This is a genomic window from Paenibacillus sp. J22R232 (assembly GCF_056269165.1).
The window spans coordinates 65,390-87,664 of the sequence record NZ_JBWDNK010000010.1; the positions used below are offsets into that span (position 1 = coordinate 65,390).

Annotated in this window: 15 protein-coding genes; 13 read left to right on the forward strand and 2 right to left on the reverse strand. The window is 47.2% G+C overall.

Going from position 1 to position 22,275, the window contains the following annotated elements; all coding sequences use genetic code 11:
- Positions 1-15: 15 nt before the first annotated feature.
- From AC0YN3_RS23910 to AC0YN3_RS23970, 13 genes are all read left to right on the forward strand, one after another.
- Positions 16-2,478: a glycoside hydrolase family 2 TIM barrel-domain containing protein gene (locus AC0YN3_RS23910; RefSeq protein WP_475777449.1), complete on the forward strand. Its 2,463-nt coding sequence runs from the start codon at positions 16-18 to the stop codon at positions 2,476-2,478.
- 21 nt (positions 2,479-2,499) lie between these two features.
- Positions 2,500-4,530 (forward strand): hypothetical protein, encoded by a 2,031-nt coding sequence (locus AC0YN3_RS23915; protein WP_475777450.1) that lies wholly within the window; start codon positions 2,500-2,502, stop codon positions 4,528-4,530.
- A 274-nt stretch (positions 4,531-4,804) separates the two neighbouring features.
- The gene (locus AC0YN3_RS23920; protein ID WP_475777451.1) at positions 4,805-6,340 is read left to right on the forward strand and encodes an ABC transporter substrate-binding protein; all 1,536 of its coding nucleotides are present in this window, start codon (positions 4,805-4,807) and stop codon (positions 6,338-6,340) included.
- 94 nt (positions 6,341-6,434) lie between these two features.
- Complete coding sequence (locus AC0YN3_RS23925) at positions 6,435-7,493, forward strand: family 43 glycosylhydrolase (RefSeq protein ID WP_475777452.1); 1,059 nt, start codon at positions 6,435-6,437, stop codon at positions 7,491-7,493.
- Positions 7,494-7,655: 162 nt separating this feature from the next.
- On the forward strand, positions 7,656-8,672 hold the full coding sequence (locus AC0YN3_RS23930; RefSeq protein WP_475777453.1) for an endo-1,4-beta-xylanase: 1,017 nt from the start codon (positions 7,656-7,658) through the stop codon (positions 8,670-8,672).
- Positions 8,673-8,723: 51 nt separating this feature from the next.
- Complete coding sequence (locus tag AC0YN3_RS23935) at positions 8,724-11,351, forward strand: glycosylhydrolase-like jelly roll fold domain-containing protein (RefSeq protein ID WP_475777454.1); 2,628 nt, start codon at positions 8,724-8,726, stop codon at positions 11,349-11,351.
- Positions 11,352-11,522: 171 nt separating this feature from the next.
- A complete protein-coding gene (locus AC0YN3_RS23940) occupies positions 11,523-12,488 on the forward strand; it encodes an ABC transporter permease (RefSeq protein WP_475777455.1) in 966 nt (321 codons plus the stop codon).
- Between the two features lie 13 nt (positions 12,489-12,501).
- On the forward strand, positions 12,502-13,386 hold the full coding sequence (locus tag AC0YN3_RS23945; RefSeq protein WP_475777456.1) for a carbohydrate ABC transporter permease: 885 nt from the start codon (positions 12,502-12,504) through the stop codon (positions 13,384-13,386).
- 115 nt (positions 13,387-13,501) lie between these two features.
- Positions 13,502-15,259 carry a sensor histidine kinase gene (locus AC0YN3_RS23950; RefSeq protein WP_475777457.1) on the forward strand — a complete coding sequence of 586 codons (1,758 nt, stop codon included), beginning with the start codon at positions 13,502-13,504 and terminating at the stop codon, positions 15,257-15,259.
- Positions 15,256-16,857 (forward strand): response regulator, encoded by a 1,602-nt coding sequence (locus AC0YN3_RS23955; protein WP_475777458.1) that lies wholly within the window; start codon positions 15,256-15,258, stop codon positions 16,855-16,857. Before AC0YN3_RS23950 ends, AC0YN3_RS23955 begins: the two co-directional genes overlap by 4 nt.
- Positions 16,858-16,993: 136 nt before the next feature.
- Positions 16,994-18,349 (forward strand): dipeptidase, encoded by a 1,356-nt coding sequence (locus tag AC0YN3_RS23960; protein WP_475777459.1) that lies wholly within the window; start codon positions 16,994-16,996, stop codon positions 18,347-18,349.
- Between the two features lie 223 nt (positions 18,350-18,572).
- Entirely contained in the window at positions 18,573-18,860 is a 288-nt protein-coding gene (locus AC0YN3_RS23965) for a hypothetical protein (protein ID WP_475777460.1), read from the forward strand.
- 165 nt (positions 18,861-19,025) lie between these two features.
- Positions 19,026-19,673 (forward strand): 2OG-Fe(II) oxygenase, encoded by a 648-nt coding sequence (locus tag AC0YN3_RS23970; protein ID WP_475777461.1) that lies wholly within the window; start codon positions 19,026-19,028, stop codon positions 19,671-19,673.
- A gap of 355 nt (positions 19,674-20,028) precedes the next feature.
- Here the strand turns inward: AC0YN3_RS23970 and melA are convergent, their stop codons facing one another.
- Together melA and AC0YN3_RS23980 are read right to left on the reverse strand one after the other, a co-directional pair.
- The gene (gene melA, locus AC0YN3_RS23975; protein ID WP_475777462.1) at positions 20,029-21,327 is read right to left on the reverse strand and encodes an alpha-galactosidase; all 1,299 of its coding nucleotides are present in this window, start codon (positions 21,325-21,327) and stop codon (positions 20,029-20,031) included.
- Positions 21,328-21,376: 49 nt separating this feature from the next.
- The gene (locus AC0YN3_RS23980) at positions 21,377-22,261 is read right to left on the reverse strand and encodes a carbohydrate ABC transporter permease (protein ID WP_475777463.1); all 885 of its coding nucleotides are present in this window, start codon (positions 22,259-22,261) and stop codon (positions 21,377-21,379) included.
- Positions 22,262-22,275 lie beyond the last annotated feature (14 nt).

Genomic DNA, 22,275 nt, shown 5'->3' on the forward strand with positions numbered 1-22,275 from the left:
AGGAGGGGAACTAGTATGTTGAAGAAATCTTTTAATGATAAATGGAGCTTCTCAAAAGGGGCGGGAGGATTGTCGCTTTCAAGATCGGCGCCGGAACAGGAGATCACGCTGCCTCATGACGCCATGATCTTAGAGCAAAGAGATGCTGAATGCATCAATCAGAACAATACAGGCTTCTTCCCGGGCGGTAATTATACGTACAAGAAAAAATGGTTTGCCCCAAAGGAATACGAAAATAAACATATCGTTCTCGAATTCGAAGGCGTTTATATGAACGCCATGGTCTATATAAATGGGGATTTTGCTGGGAAATGTCCGTACGGCTATAGCAATTTCTACGTAAAGGCCAACCGTTTCTTGAAATGGGATGCGGAGAATGAAATCAAAGTGCTTGTGAAAAACGGAGCGGAGTCCAGTTCAAGATGGTACACGGGAAGCGGGATATACCGCAACGTTAATTTGCTCATTGGAGACCTGCTTCACATCAAGGAAGACGGCGTCAAAATTACAACACCTGATATTTCGGCGGATCAGGCCACTTTGGAGGTCAGCACCTTCGTTCAATATGAAGGGATCGCAACGCAAAAAGCATATGTTCTGACCGAGATCCAGGATGCAAATGGCAATCTCGTAACATCGGACAAGGCGCCTGTGACGATGTTCTCACGAGAGTCAGTAACAATCAGACAACGGCTTTATGTCGAGGAGCCAAAGCTATGGTCGGTCGAAGCGCCGAACCTCTATTTCTGTTGTACCAAGCTGGTTGTCGAAGGAAAGGTAATAGACGAGGAAAGGAATCACTTCGGTATTCGAAGCCTGCGGCTGGATACGCGGTACGGTCTAAGGATAAATGGCGAAGTCGTTAAGCTGAGAGGCGCTTGCGTGCATCATGATAATGGCGTCATCGGCGCCTGTACGTTAGAGCGTGCGGAGGAGAGGCGTGTGGAAATTCTGAGGAAAGCGGGATTTAATGCCATCCGAAGTGCCCATCAGCCTATTTCCAAGGCGATGCTGGATGCCTGTGACCGGATCGGGATGCTGGTCATGGATGAGACCTTTGACACGTGGGATGCGTGCAAGACTGACTATGACTACGGATTGTATTTCGAAGAGTGGTGGGAAAGGGATTTGCAAGCGATGGTCGAGAAGGATTTTAATCATCCGAGCGTTATCATGTACAGCATCGGCAATGAAATCCCGTCAGTGGCAACCGGCAGCGGCGCCAGCTTGAATCGTATCATGGCCGAAAAGCTCCGTTCTTTAGATAACACAAGATTTACTACCGCTTCGGTTAACGGGTGGTTATGCGTTATGGATCGACTGGGTGAAATTATGGCTAGCTTTGCCGGGGAAAATAGGGAAGCAGCTCCTCGTACTGACGAATTGGATTCGAATGAGATTAACACGGTTATGTCAACGCTGCTAGGCAAGATGAATCAAATCGTTAGGCATGAAAGCGTAGGCACGGTAACGGAAGAAGCGTTCGCGGCTGTCGATTTTGCTGGCTACAACTACATGAATGGCAGGTATGAGATGGATAAAGAGCTATACCCAAACCGTGTCATTTGCGGTACGGAGACGATGCCGAATGATATTGATATCAACTGGAAAATGACGAAGGCCAATAGTCATATCATCGGTGATTTCACGTGGACAGGCTGGGATTATCTAGGTGAAGCGGGTATCGGTAAAATCGACTATACGTTGGATGAGAGCAAAGCGATCTACGGTCCGTATCCATGGTATGTTGCTTATTGCGGTGATATCGATATTGTAGGCAATCGCAGGCCTGCGTCCTATTACCGTCAAATCGTATGGGGCCTTAGAAAAGAGCCTTACATTGCCGTTCAAAGACCGCAGCATTACAATCGGAAATTTATGAAATCAGCTTGGTCATGGAGCGATTCGATCTCTAGCTGGACATGGCCGAACTCGGAAGGTCATGCGGTGAAGGTTGAAGTGTATTCCGATGCCGAAGAGGTGGAGCTGTTGTTGAACGGCAATTCCGTCGGAAAAGCAGCAGTAGGAGAGGTTAACCGCTATAAAGCAATTTTCGATACGCTCTATCAATCGGGTGATCTTACGGCCGTTGCTTATTTCAATGGTGAAGAAACAGGGCGCATGGTGCTGAGGACGGCGGGTACAGGAATGCAGCTAAAGCTGGAAAATGATCGTGATGAGCTGCAAGCAACTGGAGCAGATTTGGCTTATATTATGATCAGCTTAACGGACGAGTACGGAATTCTGCAGACAGCGGCAGACAGAAAAGTATCGATTACGGTAGAAGGAGCGGGAACGCTGCAAGGCTTTGGCAGCGCAGATCCGAAGAGTCAGGAAAACTTCTATGATACGGAAAGAACGGCGTTCGACGGCAAATTGCTTGCGGTCGTCCGCTCCAAAGCAGAAGCAGGAAAAATAACGGTGACTGCTTCAGCAGAAGGATGCGTTTCGCAGAGCATTACGGTACAGGTGTTGTAAATCAAACAGGAGGTACATTTGATGGAACTTCATGCATCACAAACGGACGCTTCGCTATACGACGGAACGCAAGACTCGCAGTTCCAGCAGCCCTATGTGGACATCGATGAATGGCGCGACCAACCGGTACGCCATCGGTATATCCACGGCGGATTCGAAGGAACGGGCACCAAATTTTCGTTTTATTACCCGCCTGAAGAGGGTTATGAGAGACGATTCTTTCACTTCGTCTCGCCGGTTCAAGGCAGTGAAAACGCAAACCAAAGCAATGATCACGCAGTTGGCTTTGCTGTTTCCAGCGGTGCCTATTTTGTCGAATCCAACATGGGCGGAATGTCTCCTGATTTTACGCTTGTTTATCGTGCGAATGCTGCAGTGGCGCAATATTCGCGAGTCAAAGCTGCCGAATTATATGGCCGGCATCGCCCTTATGGTTATGTGTTCGGTGGAAGCGGAGGCGGATACAAGACGATTAGCTGTATCGAAAGCACAACAGGCGTGTGGGACGGCGCGGTGCCGTTCGTAATTGGATCTCCAATGGCCATGCCAAATGTTTTTTCGGTACGCGTTCATGCCATGCGCGTTCTTAAGGATAAGTTTCCTTCCATTATTGACGCTTTGGAGCCAGGCGGAAGTGGGGATATGTATGATGGATTAAATGAGGAAGAAAGGCAAGCGCTTGAAGAGGTGACCCGAATGGGGTTCCCGCCGAGGAGCTGGTTTGCCTATAACGAGATTGGCGATGGCGCATTATCGGTTCTCTCCCCAGCCGTGTTCCAGAGTGATCCCTCCTATTTCGAGGACTTCTGGACGGTTACCGGTTACCTAGGGGCGGAGGATAGCAGCTCGGCCTCCAGAGCGCGCATTCAGTTCAAGACTGTCGTATCAGAGGTTATTCGACAAGGCGGGCATGACGACTTGAGTATGGATAGATCGAAGATGATGGGTGTCGATGAAGCATGGAAATCGCTTCAGGAGGGAACGAATTCCGCTCCGTCATTTCTGTTAGAGAGCGTACCTAACGGGAAGCTTAACATGCATGGGGCCTATATCGTCGTTACAAGCGGTGAGGCTGCTGGACATAAGCTGCCTCTCGGCGAGATTAACGGCAATGTTGTAACGGTTGGATCTGCTTTCGGATTTCACGAGTCGGCTCAATATCTGGATCGAATCAGGCCTGGAGACGGGATTATGCTGGACAATTCAGATTACATTGCGCTACAGACGTATCACCGGCATCAGATACCAACTCCTGATTATTACGTATGGGATCAGTATCGGGACGAGGACGGTCAGCCGCTGTATCCGCAGCGTTCGTTCCTGCTCGGGCCAGCCATTGCTTACGGCGGAGCGGGTTCTATCCAAAGCGGGCGCTTTGATGGGAAGATGATAGTCGTAGAGGCGTTGATGGATGAGAGTGCTTTCCCATGGCAGGCTGACTGGTATAGATCCAAAGTGAAAGAAGTGCTTGGCGGGAAGCTGGATGACCATTTCCGGCTTTGGTACATTGATCGCGCCTTGCACGCCGAAACGAGCTCGAATCATCCATTGGATGAGCTGCAAATAGTAGGCTATGCCGGCGCGCTCAACCAGGCGCTTCGCGATCTGAGTGTCTGGGTGGAGCAAGGCATTGCCCCTTCGGCGAGCACCAGCTATGAGATCGAAAACGGGCAAGTCATCGTTCCCCAGGAAGCAGCCGAGCGGAATGGCATTCAGCCTGTAATTTTCCTAAAAGCAAACGGCGGCGAACGAGCCGATGTATCAGTGGGTGAGACCGTCTCTTTTTTGGCGACCATTGAATTGCCATCGAATACAGGGGAAATTGTGTCGGCAGAGTGGGATTTTGAAGGAGACGCTACTTTTCCGATCGAGGCAATCTTTAACCGTGTGAATGAAGACGGCTCGCAAGTCATCATCGAGGCGTCGTATGTGTTCTCCAAACCCGGCACGTACTTTCCTGTACTGCGAGCGGCATCGCATAGAGAAGGCGATCGCAGCGACAAGTACACGCAAGTACTGAATCTGTCCCGTGTCCGGGTCGTAGTCACTTAAAACGAAGCAGCGGTGGGCTAGACTATGCAATATGTTTCTAGCCTACTACTGCTTTTTAAGCATGATTAACCAATCCATGTTCATGATTAATTGTAAACTCTGTATGGTAGCAAGCGTGGGTCTAGTTAGAGACTCGGCTCTATTTTTTTGTCCAACTATAATACGATATAATGTCGAGATATCGCTACTCACGATGTCGTGATTTTGTTAGTGGGCAACAAATACTGTAGCTATAATGAAGTTGTAAGCACATACAATCCTATGGGGGGATCACATGAAACGGAAATTGAAGGTCATCTCGTTGTTGCTGGTCGTATCGCTCGCGGCAACAATGGCCGCCGCATGCTCAAGCAACAACAACAGCAATCCATCTAATGAACCGAATGGTGGACAAGCAACAAACAATACGGGAGAGGCTGCTTTGGACCCTTATGAAATTACGATGGCTATGCCGATATTTGGAGCGGAACCGAAGGATATGGCCGAGGTAGAAGCAGCGATAAATAAAATTACGCAATCGAAAATAAATGCTACCGTTGATATATTGCCTATCAGCATCGGTGCGTTTTCGCAACAGATGAACTTGATGTTTTCGGGCGGCGAAAAGCTGGATCTAGGTTTTACATTCGGTTCTGGCGGGATGTACAATGCAGCTGCCGCATCCGGGAAATTGTTGCAAATTGACGATCTACTAAAAGAATACGGTCAAGGCATTACCGTGGCTGTTGGCGAACAATATGTAAACGTTCCTAAGGTTAATGGGAAGCTCTATGGAGTCCCAATCGTGGACGCCTATGCAAAGGGTACGGATTACTACATGCGCAAAGACCTAGTCGATAAGCATCAGATTGACGTTGCATCCATTAAAACCTTAGACGATGTTGAGAATGTTCTGAAGACGATTAAGGAGAAAGAGCCCAATATCATTCCACTTGGCGTAGCCCCAGGTCTTGGACCTGTCACATCTTTTGCAGATTACGATGGACTAGGAGACAGGCTTGGCGTCCTTCCGGGTTACGACAATGGCCTGAAAATCACTAATTTGTTTGAGACAAAGGAATACGCAGATCAGCTGAATCGGGTACACAAATGGTTCAAAGCAGGCTATATCAACAAAGATGCGGCAACGACAACGGTGCTTCCTAATGCGCAGATCAAAGCTGGCCGAACATTTAGCGCAATCTATCCGAGCTCTCCAGGGCAGAAAGAGGGCATCGAGCTCGAAGTGGGCTATGAGCTTGTAAAAGCTGAATTATATCCTCCGCATGCAGCGACTGGCAGCGTAATGAGCGGATTGTGGACCATTGCTCAACATTCGGAAAATCCAGAACGAGCAATGATGTTCCTAAATCTCATGTATTCCGATAAAGATATCGCCAACCTACTCGTTTGGGGTATTGAAGGTAAACATCACATAAAAATATCAGACTCAGTAGCCGATTATCCAGAAGGCTTAGATATTAACACGGTAGGCTACAACATGAAAAGCTTTGTATGGATTATGGGAAATCAAAGGCTTTCCTACCTCTCGAAGACGGACAATCCGAAACTGCGGGAGATAGAGCTAGAATATGAGGGGAAAAGCATCCCTTCCAAGGCAATGGGCTTCTTATTTGACGAAGGACCCGTCAAGAATGAAGGGGTTGCTCTGAAAAACGTTATTGAACAATATGCGCAAAGTCTGGAGACCGGTACGGTCGATCCAGAGAAGAGGCTGAAAGAATTCAACGAAAAGCTCAAAGCCGCAGGCATTGAGAAGTATATGGCAGAGAAGCAGAAGCAGCTTGATACTTGGGCTTCTACCAAGTAAATGAGTCATGTAGTGAATCCTATGGCAGGATCTAAATGGTCCTGCCCTTTCTCTAGACACCGTGGCAAAATCGTATATAAAGGAAGGATCTATTATGCAAACATCGATTAAACCGGGACAGGTTTGGCTGGACACCGATGGAAAACGAATCCAGGCTCACGGAGGCTCCATATTCTACGAGAACGATACGTTCTATTGGTACGGTGAGAATAAAGAGAAAACGACACCTGGCAGCGGGATCTGGCATTGGGGCGTTCGTTGTTACTCCTCGAAGGATATGTACAATTGGACAGACGAGGGTCTGATTATTCCCCCCGTGGAGGACGACACGACATCATCGCTCCATCCGACAAGCAATATGGACCGTCCTCATATTATTTTCAATAAGGAAACCGCTAAATATGTGTGTTGGCTTAAAATTATGGAAAAGGATCATACCCAGACGCTAACGATCCTGACTGCGGATCAACTGCTCGGACCTTATACGATCGTGAAGACCAAATATCGTCCATTAAATATGAGCGCCGGAGATTTTGATTTAGTTATCGCAGAGGATGGTAAGGCCTATTATTATTTCGAGAGAGTTCATTGCGAGCTTATATGTGCGGATTTGACGTTAGATTATACCGATGTAACGGGATATTACTCCACCCATTTTCCGAATATCCATCCGCCGCTCGTCCGTGAAGCGCCTGCCCATTTTGAGCGTAGAGGTCTGCAATATTTAGTGACATCGGGAACGACAGGTTATTACTCGAATCCGTCGGAGGTTGCATGCGCGAGAACCTATCACGGTCCGTTCGAAATTTTGGGCAACCCGCACGTTGAAGACACGACGAATACGTCATTTAGGTCCCAGATCTCATCCGTATTTAAGCATCCGCTAAAGAAAGATCTCTATATCGCGTTGGGAGATCGCTGGATTACTGATGAAGCAGGGTTTATTTCTTATGAAGATATTAAGAATGGTTTTGATCGTATGTACAATCCTGATCGAGCGGACGAGCCATTCCCTACTACTCGGACAAGACAACCCTATAATGCAGAAGAGAATACGTATAAAGCCGATTATGTATGGCTGCCTTTCCGTTTTGACGGGAAAATGGCTTATCTGGACTGGAAAGAAGACTGGCGGATTGAAGATTACGAATAGGAAATTCAGGTCAACCAGAACATTTGGTTGACCTTTCTAATAAATAGGTTGATCTCACCTCGCTGCTACTTCCTTGTAAGGGCAGGTGCGGATTTATAACATAATGGCCAACACCGCTTCAAGGAATGCAGGTATGCAGATTGAAAAAATGGGGGTTATTTTATGGATGAGAGCGAATTGATTTCCCTTTGTGAAGCACATCAAAAGTTTTTTCAGGTTGGAGCCTGTCTAAGTAGTGAGAGCATAAAAAGACATGATGCAATCATTAAAAAACACTTTAACTGTGCTGTTGCGGAGGATGCAATGAAATGGGGACCAATAGAGCCAATCGATGGGATCTTTACATTTGGAGAAGCCGATGAAATAGTGAAATACACGCAAGACAATCACATGGATCTTCGTGCACATGCGCCAATATGGCATATGATGGTGCCGGATGATGTATTTATGGATAGAGGCAAGCCTGCTTCCAGAGAACGTCTTATAGAGCGTATTGATATCCACACAAAGGCGTTCTGCGAGCATTTCAATGGACAGTTCTCCATTTGGGATGTTGTAAACGAGGCAATCAATGATTTTCCAGGGGAAGATTTGAGACAATCTAATTGGCTTGAATTAATCGGCCCCGATTATATCGATATCGCTTATCATATGGCAAGAAAGTATGCACCGGATGTACAGCTTTTCTACAATGATTATAACGAATTTGTTCCCTATAAGCGTGAACGAATGTTGAAACTGGTAAAAGGGATGTTAGACAGGGGAGTACCTCTTGACGGTATGGGATTACAAGCTCATGTCAATATCGTAGAATGCAATCTGGATGAATACGAACGTACAGTAGAGGCATTTGCTGAATTAGGATTGCGAATCCATATTACGGAGATGGATGTCAATCCCTATTCACTCCGGGATCGTGTATTCTCGCCGTCCTCACCAATTACAGAGGAAATGCATCAGAAGCAATCAGAATTGTACCGCGGCATATTTGATATCTGCCGTCGTTATTCCGATGTGGTAGATGCAGTATTGACTTGGGGTGTTGCGGACGACATGACTTGGTTAGACCGTGAGTTTTGCGCTGGTCGTGACCATCAGCCCTTGCTATTTGATAAGAATAACAAGATGAAAAAGTGGACAGAGCAAATTATTGAAGATGCCATCAGGTACAGCGGCTAAAAGTTATATTAGAGCATGGTGGATACCTCCACGAAAAGGAGCGAGTTGTGTATGCAAACGAAACTGCAAGATGTGCTAACTGGAAAAGAAGATAATTATATTTTGCCTTTCTTTTGGCAGCATGGTGAAGAGGAAGACGTTCTTCGGGAAGAAATGGCTAGGATCCATGAGTCGGGCATTCGGGCAGTTTGCGTGGAAGCGAGACCCCATCCGGATTTTCTTGGTCCCAAATGGTGGAAAGATATAGATGTGATCATGGATGAGGCGAGAACGCGCGGCATGCGGGTATGGATCCTCGATGATGACCACTTCCCGACAGGCCATGCGGCAGGCCGAGTGAGTGATGCGCCAACTGAGCTTCGCCGTCTCTTTGTGTCAGAAAGCCATGTTGATGCCATCGGACCGCGAGATCACTCTTCGTTCATCGTATCGGCATTGCCTTATGCACCGGGCTATAGCAACGGAGGCACAACGTTCGCCGTTGTTGCGGTTAAGCGTGATTCGGTAACGGGCGTATTAACGGAAGAAGCTATTGAATTGACTCACTTAGTCGAGAATGGGATGTTATATTGGAACGTTCCGGATGGATATTGGAGAATCTTCTCGTTGATTGAAAGTGAACATGGCGGCGACCCGGAGAAGAAGGACTATATCAACCTACTAGATGCACAATCCGTCCGCATACTGATCGATACCGTACATGAGTCCTTCTACGTACGCTATAAGGACGATTTTGGCGGGACGCTGGCGGGCTTTTTCTCCGATGAACCGGGATTTTATAACGATAAAGATACATGGGACTTTAACTCCAAGCCAGGCAAAAAAGGGGTTTCGCTGCCGTGGAGCCGGGAGATGTGCAGCTTGATGGAGCAGGAGTTCGGCTCTGCATACAGAAAGTATTTGCCTCTTCTCTGGCATGAGGGAGGCGAGAGCATGTCGCGAATCCGTTACAGCTATATGAATCTAGTAAGCAAGCTATATGCGGTGAACTTCACCGAACAAATTGGCGATTGGTGCCGGGAGCGTGGGGTTGAATATATCGGTCATGTATTGGAAGATAGCAATGTTCATGCTCGCCTCGGCAGCGGCGCAGGCCACTTCTATCGGGCGCTTGGCGGACAAGATATGTCTGGCTTGGATGTCGTGCTCTGGCAACTCAGGCCTGGATTCGATGATATTCCGGCAAAAGGGTTTGTAGGGGAAGGGGATTCGGAGTTTTTTAACTACGGCATGGCCAAAATGGCGGTATCGCTTGCTCATCTGGATCCGAAGAAAAAAGGCCGCACGATGGCAGAGGTGTTCGGTGCTTACGGCTGGGCGGAAGGGCTGAAGTTGATGAAATGGCTAACCGACCATATGCTTGTTCGTGGCGTGAATTATTTCGTTCCGCATGCCTTCTCGCCTAAAGAATATCCGGATAGGGATTGCCCCCCGCATCTCTATGCCAGAGGGAAGAACCCGCAATTTCGTTATTACAAATATTTGAATGATTATACGAACCGGCTGAGCCATCTGCTGTCGGGCGGTACGCATGTTGCGACGGCAGCCGTTCTTTACCATGCGGAGGCAGAGTGGTCAGGAGAATATATGTATTTTCATAAGCCTGTCAAAGAACTGCTCAGAAATCAGATAGATTGCGATGTATTGCCTTGCGACACTATTGTTAACGATGTCAGTGTACGGGACGGAAAGCTCGTGATGCTGAATGAATCCTTTGATTGTTTGATTGTTCCGTACAGCGAGGCACTTCCAGGGAATGTATTGATTCGTATCGTTAGTTTGGCTGAGCAAGGATTGCCCATCTTCTTCATTAACGGTCTTCCAAGCCGATCGAGTGAGGGGAATTTAAATCCTGATCGGCTTGACCTCCTCAGAACGAACGAAAGGGTAGAGGTTGTTCCGCTTGATGAACTTGCGGATAGACTGAAAAAATCCGGCTACTACGATATTCATATCACGGATAGCGTACCTTATTTACGTTCCTATCATATGAGGCATTCGGACATGGACGTTTTCATGTTCTTTAACGAACATCCGAGCTTTAAGGTGGATACGGAGATTCATCTGCCTGTTTCGGAATATGTGCAAGTATACGATGCCTATGCCAATCGGATTCATCAGTTGGATAGCGTGAAAGAAGGAGACCGTACGGCATTTAAGCTCAAATTGGAGGCTTCAGAAACGATTGTTGTCATTGCAGGCGCACAGCAAGGTGAAGTAGATGCAGCTAAGCGGATGGTGAATGAGAAGTTAATTGCATCGATCCAAGGCCCTTGGTCAGTATCAACGTCAACCTCCGAACAATACCCGGTATTTAATCCTTGGAAAGAGATAGCCGAGGTCACCGATTTAAGCAAACCAGAGCTGCTGCCGTCCTTCTCCGGGACGTTTCGTTATGAAGCTAATTTGAGTTGGTCGGCTGCAAATGGGGAGTTTGCGGTGATTGATCTTGGGGAGGCATATGAAACGGCAGAAGTGTTCTTGAACGGCGTATCTGCGGGAGTGCGTATTTCCGCTCCATACCGTTTTGAACTAAGCGATCTCATCCTGAATGGCAATAATAATCTTTCCATTGAAGTTACCAATACGCTTGTTAAGGAGACGCCTGATTTCTTCTCGCGCTTAGGTCAGCTTGAACCAAGCGGATTGTTAGGCCCTGTACGATTATTTGGTACTTAAATGTGCAAGAGACGAAAGCGCCACATCGCTTGTGGCGCTTTCGTCTGTTTCGGCTCGATAGATGTCGATAATTCACTATTGAGAATGTCGACATACTGTTAGTTACACATTGGATTGTCCCTTATGATGAGAGTATGAAACATAAGATAAAGACAAGGAAGGGATTCGCTTATGGAACAAATCGCATCAACTGCCGTCCCGCGGGACAACAAGAAAAAGAAAAAGAAGAAGATCAACTACAGGAAATATTCACCGCTGCTGATTATGATGATTCCCGGTCTTCTTTACTTGTTAATCAATAACTACCTCCCCATGCTGGGGATCGTTATCGCCTTTAAAGACGTGAATTTCGCCAAGGGTATTCTACAAAGCGATTGGATCGGACTCGCGAATTTCGAGTACCTCTTTAAAACTTCAGATGCTTTCATTATTACGCGGAACACCATTCTATATAATGTTGTCTTCATTGCGCTCGGAACGACACTATCGCTGACCTGTGCGATTCTTCTTAATGAAATCAAGAACAAGGCGTTGTTAAAGACGTATCAAAGCCTTATTACGCTGCCGCATCTGATATCCATGGTAATCGTCAGCTACCTAGTATACGCCTTGCTGAGTGCAGATACGGGGTTCATTAATAAAACCGTACTTCCGTGGTTTGGCATCGAGGATGGAATCCTGTGGTACAGCGAAGCGAAATATTGGCCAATCATTTTGTCGCTGGTGAATTTCTGGAAGGGAGTGGGCTACTCCAGCATCGTATTTTTCGCCGCTTTACTTGGGATTGACGAGGAGTACTATGAGGCGGCAAGGCTCGATGGCGCGAACCGCTTGCAGCAGATACTCCGCATTACGCTGCCGATGCTGACTCCGATCATTATTATGCTGACGCTGCTCAACGTCGGCCGGATTTTCTACTCCGATTTCGGCTTGTTCTATCAAGTGCCAATGAATTCGGGGGCATTGTTCGACACAACGGCTACGATCGATACTTACGTATTTAGGGGATTAACGGGCAACGGCGATATCGGGATGTCTACGGCTGCCGGCGTTTATCAATCCATCGTCGGATTCATTCTTGTTGTATTGGCGAACTATTCCGTAAGACTATATAACAAAGATAACGCACTGTTCTAAGGGGGTGGCATACATGAAAACAGAAAGCAGAGCTTTAACATGGTTTAGTCATATCGCAATGTTCTTATTCGCGGCAGTCTGCATCATCCCGTTCATTCTGCTCATTTCGGCATCTCTAACGGATCAAGACGCCATTATCGCGAACGGTTACTCTTTCATCCCTAAACAATTCAGCACCGATGCGTATACCTACCTGCTGGAAAGAGGCTCGGATATTGCGCGTGCTTACAGCGTTACCATATTCATAACCGTTGTAGGAACGATAATTGGCCTGACGATCATAGCGCTACTGGCGTACCCGCTTGCTAGGAGCGAGACGCCGCATCGGAATGTTATTATGTTTATCGTCTTCTTCACGATGTTGTTCCATGGCGGTCTTGTACCGACTTATCTGGTGTATACGCAGCTCTTCGACATTAAGAACACGATCTGGGCACTGATCGTTCCAGGGCTGCTTATGAACGGATTCTACGTCATGCTGATGCGGACGTTCTTCCAGACTACCATCCCGCCGGCGTTGATCGAATCCGCGCAATTGGATGGAGCGGGGGAGTACCGGACCTTCTGGTCGATCGTGCTTCCGTTATCAACGCCAGTTATTGCAACGATTGGCTTGTTCACAACGATTATGTATTGGAACGATTGGCAGAACGGTATGGTCTATATTACCAAACCTGAGTACTTCAGCATTCAGAACTTGCTCAACCGCATTATGCAGGACGTTCAGTTCATCAGCACGAATATGAGTGCAAACTCAGGCGATGCCTTGCAGCAAATGCCTTCCGATTCGGTGAAGATGGCCATCGCGGTAATCGGGGTTCTTCCGATTCTGGTTGCTTATCCTTTCTTTCAGAAGTATTTCATTAAGGGAATTATGATCGGTGCCGTGAAAGGCTGATCATAACGTAGCCACCGTCCAATACGCCATGACTGGAAGCACTCCGGTTATGGCGTTTCGTTTTCCTTGCTTGTATGATGGGATAAAGAGCGAGCGGAACAAGGAGCTGTTTAACATGAATTTCTTTACATTGCATATAACTGCGAATTCATTACGGGTGAAGCTAGTTTTAAGTGTACTCATTATGACGCTGCCGCTTGTCGGCATGCTTATCTATAACAACTTTTATGCGATTCATGTCGTGCGCGAGCAAGTTGCCGATTCGTACAAAGATACGTTAAGCCTGTATATGAATCAAATCGACGTAAGCTTGAACGATGTGGATTCATACATGAATACGGTAGCCTTTGGCAACGACTTGCTGTCGGTCGGCCAATCCGTATCAGATGATGATTATTACACGGCAAAAATTCATTTATTCAAATCCATTTCGAAAGACATTGCTTTGTATCCTTCAGTGAACTCGTTTTTTGTATATGAGGAGCAAAGACAAGAATATATGGATATTCCCAATACATTCAATTTTTCAAACGAAGAGAAAGAAAACGTTAAAAATACAATCATCGAAATGATTCATCAACAAGGGATTGTGAAAGGTAATTTAACTAAAAGATGGCAGTATCACCAGATCGGAAATAATCATTACTTAATCGATATCGTCCAAGCAGGAGATGCTTACCTTGGTTCATGGATTAGCACGGATACGTTATTGGGACCACTCCGGGCCCTTAAGATGGGAAAGGAAGGCGAGATTTTATTCGCCAATGATCAAGGTGAACCGATTACGAGTACGAGCATCGTACAAGATTACGGTATTGAACTCGATCAGAACTTGACGGACTATTACTTGTCCGGTTCGAACCGGAAGTTTCTTGTTGTAGGCGAGCACTCCAATCGAGGGAACTTCAGCATGATTACCCTTATTCCCGACAAGAATATTTTAGCTAACCTTCCGTATCTTCAGCGGATTATTTGGATCATTACAATCGGATCCATGTTTTTTATCCCGATTGGCCTATACTTGATGAGACGAGCGTTCCTGACTCCGATCAGCCGAATGTTACTTGCCATGAAGAAAGTGCGCAGCGGCAATTGGAGCACGCAGGTTGATATGCGGAAGTCGTCAGATGAGTTTATAATGCTCGGTGAATCATTCAACACCATGATGACCGAAATTCAGAAGCTTCGCGTCAACGTTTTCGAAGAACAATTGAATAAACAAAGGGAAGAGCTGCAGCGTTTGCAACAGCAGGTGAATCCCCACTTCTTCCTTAACGCTTTGAACATTGTTTTTAATCTCGGCAAGGTTAAGAACTTTGAATTAGTTATGGAAATGACAGAGGCTTTGATACACTATTTTCGTTTTTTGTTCCGCAGTACGACTTCGTTCGTTAAGCTTAGCGATGAGCTTGAACATACTCGGAACTATCTGAATATCCAGAATCTGCGTTTCCCCGGCCAGCTGGCCTGGGTCATCGATGCTCCTGATTATTTAATGGATACACCTGTGCCGCCACTCATTGTGCAGTCGTTTGTCGAGAATGCTATTAAGCATGCTGTAACAATGGATGATGAACCTATCCATATAGATGTTCGGATCAAGTTCTTTGATGAAGAGAGCGGTTCGAGGATGAAAATAACGATTAAAGATACTGGATGCGGTTTTAATAATCAAGTGCTTGAGGTATTGCAAGCAGGAAGAAGCGTCCAGAATGATAAAGGCGAGCATACCGGTATTTGGAACGTTCAGCGCCGTTTAGGCTTGCTGTATGACGAGTTTGTATCCGTTCAATATGATAACGATAAGGAAACCGGCGGAGCGGTAGTGGAAATGATCCTTCCTACCAACCCGAAAATGGAGGAAATGTCATGACTTATCAAATGCTCCTTGTTGACGATGAGGTTCATGCCATAGAAGGTGTGAAAGCAGATCTCGATCTGAACAAGCTGGGAATCTCGGGATTGTTTACGGCCTATAGCATGAGGAAAGCAATGGATATCTTCGAGCGGGAGAACATTGATATTATGCTCTGCGATATTGAAATGCCAAAAGGCAGCGGCTTGGAGCTATTAGCTTGGGTCCGGGAGCACCATCCAAACACGGAAACAATATTTTTGACAAGCCATACCAACTTTAAATATGCGAAGGAAGCGCTGCAGCTCGGGAGTCTCGATTATTTACTGAAACCCGTGCGCGCTACCGATTTGGAACAAGCGATCCGTAAAGCCCAAGGCGTGATTGATCGGAATACCGAAATCAGTAGGAATAGCGTATCCCATCAACTATGGTTGAAGCATCATTCCCTAATCATCCAGCATTTTTGGCTAAATCTAATCAATCATTCGACCACCCTTCACCCGGCTGCGGTTCGAGAGCAGATTGAACGCCATCATATTCCGATAGCGGAGGACTCGTTTTTTATTCCCATATTGATCAGCGTTCAAAGATGGAACAAATCGCTCAGGCGTAGCGACGAGAAGATTCTGGAGTATGCGCTTAAAAATACTGCTGAAGAAATCATTATTAGCCATTATAATAACGGCATTTGTTTTCATTTTGATCGCGGTATGCTTCTCGTCATTGTTTCTGTCGATGGTGGGGCGAATGATGCCATTAATCAAGTACATGATGCTTGCCGCAATTATATTAATGCTTGCATTCGATATTTCTATTGTGATCTTTCTTGCTATTGCGGTGGTCCTGTTCAAGTTCATGAGATGGCTAATATGGTGGCAGACTTAAAAGCACGGGATCGAAACAATGTCGCATCGGTTAACAAGGTTCATGCCTATGAGGATGCCAAACTTAGTGACGAGCCTATGATAATGCCTGAATGGAGCGTATTGTCTTCCCTGCTCAAGACAGGCACGAAGGAATCCGTCATGTATGAGGTGGGTGCGTTTCTCGGAGACCCCGATCGGAATCAAGGGCTAGACGCTAATTTTTTGCATCAATTCAACCAAAATTTCATGCAGGTGCTTTACTCGTACTTGAACAGTAGAGGGATTCACGCCAATCAATTATTTGGAGATGAACAATCGAGAGGAATCTCGGAAGCGGCAGGACGCTCCATAAAGGATATGATGATGTGGGCCGAGCATGCCGTCAGCAAGGCGATGAATCAAGCGGAGGCAGTGAAGGAAAGCGACTCCGTCGTACAGACGGTTAAACGTTATATTGCCCTTAATATCGACCAGGATCTATCCCGGGAAACGGTGTCCGAACAGGTCTATTTGCATCCTGATCATCTGACCAGACTATTTAAGAAAGAAACCGGTCATACCATTACCGACTATGTACTGCTGGAAAGAATCAAACTGGCGAAGGAATTGTTAACGCAAACGAATATTCCTATCAGTTCGATTTCGTCATCGGTTGGATATTCGAATTTTTCCCATTTCACGAAAGTATTCAAGAAATATGCCGAAATGGGACCAACAGAGTATAGAAGTCAATTACGCGATAGTTAGCGAAACCGTTAATGGTGACGGAGTAAATTATAGAAACGGGTCAGAAGCCATTATATGAAATGTCAAAAGTATATAATAAACAAGGATGAAAAGGTATATGATAGGGATATAAATCGAATGGAGGATAAAACCACTAATGAGTTATGAAGCTTATTTTCAAAACGTAAGGGAACAGCAGTTGGACGAGCTGAAGCAATGGTTGTCCATCCCGAGCATATCTGCGCTGTCCGCGCATAAAGCGGATATGAACAAGGCGGCCGAATGGCTTGCGGAGACGCTCACCCGCGCAGGTCTCGAGAACGTGGAAGTGCATCAAACCGACGGTCATCCGATCGTGTACGCCGATCATCTTCATGCTCCCGGCAAACCTACCGTGCTGGTATACGGCCATTACGACGTGCAGCCAGTCGATCCGCTGCATTTGTGGACGACGCCACCCTTCGAGCCGGATATCCGGGGCGGCAAGCTGTACGCCCGGGGCGCAACGGATGATAAAGGGCAGGTATTTCTGCACATCAAAGCGATAGAAGCCATATTGAAGCAGGAAGAGGAGCTTCCGGTTAATATCAAGCTATGCATCGAGGGGGAAGAAGAGGTTTCCAGCCGGAGCCTTCCTCCTTTCTTGACGGCGAATCGGGACAAGCTGGCCACAGACGTCATTTTGATATCGGACACATCGTTGCTAGAGCCGGGCAAGCCTGCCATCAGCACGGGACTTCGGGGATTGTGCTCGCTTGAGGTCACTGTAAACACCGCGAATACGGATTTGCACTCCGGATCTTTCGGCGGAGGCGTTCCCAACTCGCTTCATGCCCTCGTCTCGCTGCTTGCGACTTTGCATGATGATCAGGGCGGCGTTAGCGTCGACGGATTCTATGAAGACGTGCCGGAGCTATCACCGCTCATGAGAGAAGAATTCGCCAAGCAGATGCTGGATGAAGATCAATTGAAGGCAAGTCTGGGTCTTGATTCGTTATACGGTGAAGATGGCTTCTCCTTCGTGGAACGCGTTGGAGCGAGGCCTACGCTTGAACTGAACGGCGTTTACGGCGGATTTCAGGGTGAAGGCACCAAGACGGTCATTCCGAAGGAGGCGCATGCCAAGATTACGTGCCGCCTTGTTGGAGACCAGGATCCGCAGGACATTCTAGACAAGATTAAACGGCATTTGGAGAAGCATATTCAGCCCGGCGCCAAGCTGCAAATCAAAGACGGCGAGAAGGCCCGCGCTTTCAACATCGATCCTTCCGACCGGATGCTGCAGTTGGCTGCGGATGCATACGAAGACGTTTACGGCACGCGAGCACTGTTCACGAAAGACGGCGGATCGATTCCGATCGTCGAAACCTTCTTCCGCGAACTGGCGGCTCCTGTCGTTATGATGGGCTTTGGTCTTCCGGACGAGAATCTGCATGCGCCGAATGAGCATTTTAATCTGGACAATTTCGATAAAGGGCTTCTGACGATCGTATCGTTCCTGAAGCGTTTATAGGCATGGAAATCGCGAAGCAGCTTGCTTCGCGATTTTTTTGACCGCTTTTTGTGAGCAGCAGCTTGTCCAAGGGAAATTAAAGTAATAGACCGATTATGTCGTAGACTTCAATCGCATATGAGTAGACTGGAGATCGCATTGAGCGAACGGGCAGGCTAGAAGTAATAAGCATTACTTGGTACTGATTTTATTATTACTGAGCCTTTTAGAAAGGAATGAGATCATGGATGAGAAAAAGAGAAGCGCTTATGTGAAGCTGATGTATTATTTATTATTAGAAATAAGGCTTTTATCATCACCTAAAATGTCGGCAGAATATAATCCCATCCAATTAAAACGGACTATGCTTGAGATCAATAATCTATCTGATGCATTTCACAATCTACCAAACCTGTTGTATAGTGATCAATTCGATGAGAAAGGGTTCTGGGGTTTCCTTGAAAACACGTTGCCTGATCATATTCGTCGGTTTAAAGATATCTTTGAAGATGAGTCAGAAAAAGAGCGCTGACGGCCGCGGGCCAGACCGATCTAGCAGCTATTTGTTAAATTATCGAATAACGATATAGGTTCAGAATATAATTATTTTGATTTTTCTGAAAATAATAGAGTAAGCGGTTCCAGTTTATGGTATGTTATTGTGTGGTGCAAGTCATACTATAGGGGCTGTATAAGGATGATAGGGGATACGACAGAGAATGAGCGGACGATATTTGATCATGCCGGAAATACGATCAAGACAGAAGATCGAGAGATTCGCATTCTTGCGAGGTATGAAGCACCATTGGTTGTCGTACTAGGCAATGTGCTTAGCGATGAGGAGTGCGATGAGCTAATCACACATTCTAGGGAACAATTGCAGCGTTCGAAAATCGGTGGAGACCATGCAGTCAATCCAATTAGAACGAGCAGCGGAGTTTTCTGTGAGGAGAACGAGATGGTTACTAGAATCGAGAAGCGATTCTCACAAATTATGAATATTCCGATCGCGCATGGTGACGGATTGCAAGTTCTGCAGTATACCCCTGGCCAAGAGTATCAACCTCATTATGATTTCTTCGCGGAAACGAGCCGGGCAAGCGCTAACAATCGAATTAGTACGCTCGTCATGTATTTGAATGACGTCGAGGAAGGCGGAGAAACGGCGTTCCCCAATCTTAATATCTCGATTTTCCCCAACAAAGGCATGGCTGTCTATTTTGAATATTTTTATAGCAACCATGAATTAAACGATTTCACCCTTCATGCAGGTACGCCCGTAATTAAAGGGGAAAAATGGGTTGCAACGATGTGGATGAGAAGGCAGGCTCTTCGAATTTCCTAGACGGATACCATCATAAAACGAGGACCCCGCGAGATGTATCGCAGAGTCCTCTTATAGTGGGAAGCGGTTTATTTCAAACATGCACTTCTCAAGCTACGTCTTACTCAAAAAGTATTGAAGCAGAAGTCTCGGATTTTCTATCCTTTTTCGTGTGTTCATGGTGAACCAACAACCTTTCGGAATCTAAAATGGTATTCCGGTTTGCGCTGTGTTTCGATACCACTTCCCACTTATTGAATGATTACCCTTTTCATCATGTTTTGAATCAATAGGGGTAATATAACTCTCCGAAAATCATGTTTTAGGCCGTAACCGTGACCTGCGCGACAGCTGCTTGCTTAGAAAAGTTGCAAAATTACCGGTAATTCGGCAGCAAATATTGATTGGCGTCAAGCATTTCGTCGACCAGCGCTTTGATATTGTCGATAGGCAGCTCTGCCCCTGTGTGGGGGTCCAGCAGTGCCGCATGGTAAATATGCTCGCGTTTGCGTGTAACCGCCGCTTCAATCGTGAGCAGCTGCATATTAATGTTCGTACGGTTAAGCGCCGCGAGCTGCGGCGGAAGCGCTCCGAAGCGGGTAGGCGTGACGCCTTCGCCGTCTACGATGCAGGATACCTCTACGCAAGCCTCCTCCGGCAGATTCGATATTAGCCCGCCGGTATTTAGCACATTGCCAGCGATTTTGTACGGGATATTCGTCTCCATCGCTTCCATGATATAAGAAGCGTATTCATGCGTGCGCGTGTGCGTCACGGAAGCGTTGTTGACTAGCCCATTCATCGCTTGTTCCCAATATAGCTTGTTGCTATCTCCCCAGCCCTTGTAATTTTCCGTAGGAATATTGTATTTCTCCAGCAGCTCCGGATAGGCGTTCTTGATGAAATAAGGGACGTATTCGGCACCGTGCATGCTGGATTCGGTTACGTAATAGCCGAAGGTGTTCATGATTTCGTAACGGACCATGTCATCATGCGGCCCTTTGCGCGCTGCTGCCCGGCGTTTGATCTCCGGATACAGATCTTCGCCGCCGCGCGTAATGTCGAGCAGCCATGCTTGGTGGTTAATACCGGCAATGCGCCAGCGTACATCCTCCGCGCTCATGCCGAGGCCCTCCAGCAGTTCCTTCGCGCAAACCTGCACGCTGTGGCACAAGCCTACCGCTTTAATGCCCGTTTCTCGCAAAACCGCGCCAGTCAGAATAGCCATCGGGTTGGTATAGTTCAGGAACCAAGCGTCGGGGCAAAGCTCTTCCATATCCCGTGCGAACTCCAGCATGACGTCGATCGTCCGAAGTCCACGGAACAAGCCGCCCATGCCCAGCGTATCTGCATAGGTTTGTTTCAATCCGTATTTGCGCGGCATTTCGTGATCGCTGCGGATGACGGGCTCGAAGGCTCCGACGGAGATCGCATTAATGACGTAGTCTGCGCCTTTAAGCGCTTCCCGTCGGTCAGCGTAGGCCTTGATGGTCGCTTTGCCGCCTAGATTCTGATTTAAGTTGATCAGCATCTTTTCCGATTCCTTCAAGCGCTCCAAATCAATATCATGCAAAGCGATATGCGCATCGGCAAGCGCTGGCGTTAGTATACAGTCACCGAGTACGTTTTTGACGAAAATGGTGCTTCCTGCACCGATAAATGCGATTTTTGCCATAATTTCTCTCTACTCCTCTGTTGGATGATGAATGGATGTTGTCTCGCCGTTAACCTTTAACGCTGCCCATTACGATGCCTTCCGCAAAATATTTTTGCAGGAATGGATAGACGAACAGGACGGGGAGCACGGCTACAAACACTTGAGCCGCTTTGGACGTACGATCGGATACCTCTGCCCACTTCAAAATGTCTTGGGCAGCCGTTAGCGACAAATCCCGATTGACGATTACGGTCTGAAGATAGCTTTGCAGCGGATAGTTGTCAGGCCTATTCATTAGAATCAACCCGTCGAACCAAGAATTCCAGTGCGTCACGATGCAGAACAACGTAAGCGTAGCGACTGCCGGAGCGGAAAGGGGCACGGCGATTTGCCACAAAGCCTGCCACCGGCTAGCCCCGTCGATCTGGGCGGCCTGATCGATTTCATCGGGCAGCGATTTGAAGAAGTTAAGCAGCAGAATAACGTTGAAGATCGGTACGGCGCCAGGCAAGATCATGGCCCAGAACGTGTCGATGATGCCGGTCATCTTAATGGTCATGTACCAGGGAATCAGGCCTCCGCTGAACAGCATCGTCACGACGAAATACCACGCGTAAGCGTTGCGGAAGCGGAATTCATGGCTTCGCTTGGACAAAGGGTAGGCAATCAGGATGGTCAGCAGCATATTAAGCGGAACGCCGACGGCCACCCGGCCCAAGGAAATCAAGAAGGCTTGCCCGAACTCGGGCTTGCCCAGCACGAAGGAATAGGATTTAAGATTGAAGTCGACGGGCCAAAGGCTTACTTTCCCCGCGCTTACGGCAGCGCTGGAGCTGAACGAGATCGCCAGCACATTCAGCAAGGGAAAGAGGCAGGCAATGGCTACGGCGGTTAAGAACAAATAGTTGAACGCGAGAAACGTCCGTCTGCTTATCGAAGCGTGTTTATTCATGGTCAACCCACTTT

Bases quoted from the DNA above. Each gene is read 5' to 3' on its own strand.
- AC0YN3_RS23970 (WP_475777461.1), top strand. From the start codon at position 19,026: ATGATAGGGGATACGACAGAGAATGAGCGGACGATATTTGATCATGCC.
- AC0YN3_RS23965 (WP_475777460.1), top strand. From the start codon at position 18,573: ATGGATGAGAAAAAGAGAAGCGCTTATGTGAAGCTGATGTATTATTTA.
- AC0YN3_RS23960 (WP_475777459.1), top strand. From the start codon at position 16,994: ATGAGTTATGAAGCTTATTTTCAAAACGTAAGGGAACAGCAGTTGGAC.
- AC0YN3_RS23915 (WP_475777450.1), top strand. From the start codon at position 2,500: ATGGAACTTCATGCATCACAAACGGACGCTTCGCTATACGACGGAACG.
- AC0YN3_RS23920 (WP_475777451.1), top strand. From the start codon at position 4,805: ATGAAACGGAAATTGAAGGTCATCTCGTTGTTGCTGGTCGTATCGCTC.
- AC0YN3_RS23980 (WP_475777463.1), bottom strand. From the start codon at position 22,261: ATGAATAAACACGCTTCGATAAGCAGACGGACGTTTCTCGCGTTCAAC.
- AC0YN3_RS23945 (WP_475777456.1), top strand. From the start codon at position 12,502: ATGAAAACAGAAAGCAGAGCTTTAACATGGTTTAGTCATATCGCAATG.
- AC0YN3_RS23935 (WP_475777454.1), top strand. From the start codon at position 8,724: ATGCAAACGAAACTGCAAGATGTGCTAACTGGAAAAGAAGATAATTAT.
- AC0YN3_RS23940 (WP_475777455.1), top strand. From the start codon at position 11,523: ATGGAACAAATCGCATCAACTGCCGTCCCGCGGGACAACAAGAAAAAG.
- melA (WP_475777462.1), bottom strand. From the start codon at position 21,327: ATGGCAAAAATCGCATTTATCGGTGCAGGAAGCACCATTTTCGTCAAA.
- AC0YN3_RS23930 (WP_475777453.1), top strand. From the start codon at position 7,656: ATGGATGAGAGCGAATTGATTTCCCTTTGTGAAGCACATCAAAAGTTT.
- AC0YN3_RS23950 (WP_475777457.1), top strand. From the start codon at position 13,502: ATGAATTTCTTTACATTGCATATAACTGCGAATTCATTACGGGTGAAG.
- AC0YN3_RS23910 (WP_475777449.1), top strand. From the start codon at position 16: ATGTTGAAGAAATCTTTTAATGATAAATGGAGCTTCTCAAAAGGGGCG.
- AC0YN3_RS23925 (WP_475777452.1), top strand. From the start codon at position 6,435: ATGCAAACATCGATTAAACCGGGACAGGTTTGGCTGGACACCGATGGA.
- AC0YN3_RS23955 (WP_475777458.1), top strand. From the start codon at position 15,256: ATGACTTATCAAATGCTCCTTGTTGACGATGAGGTTCATGCCATAGAA.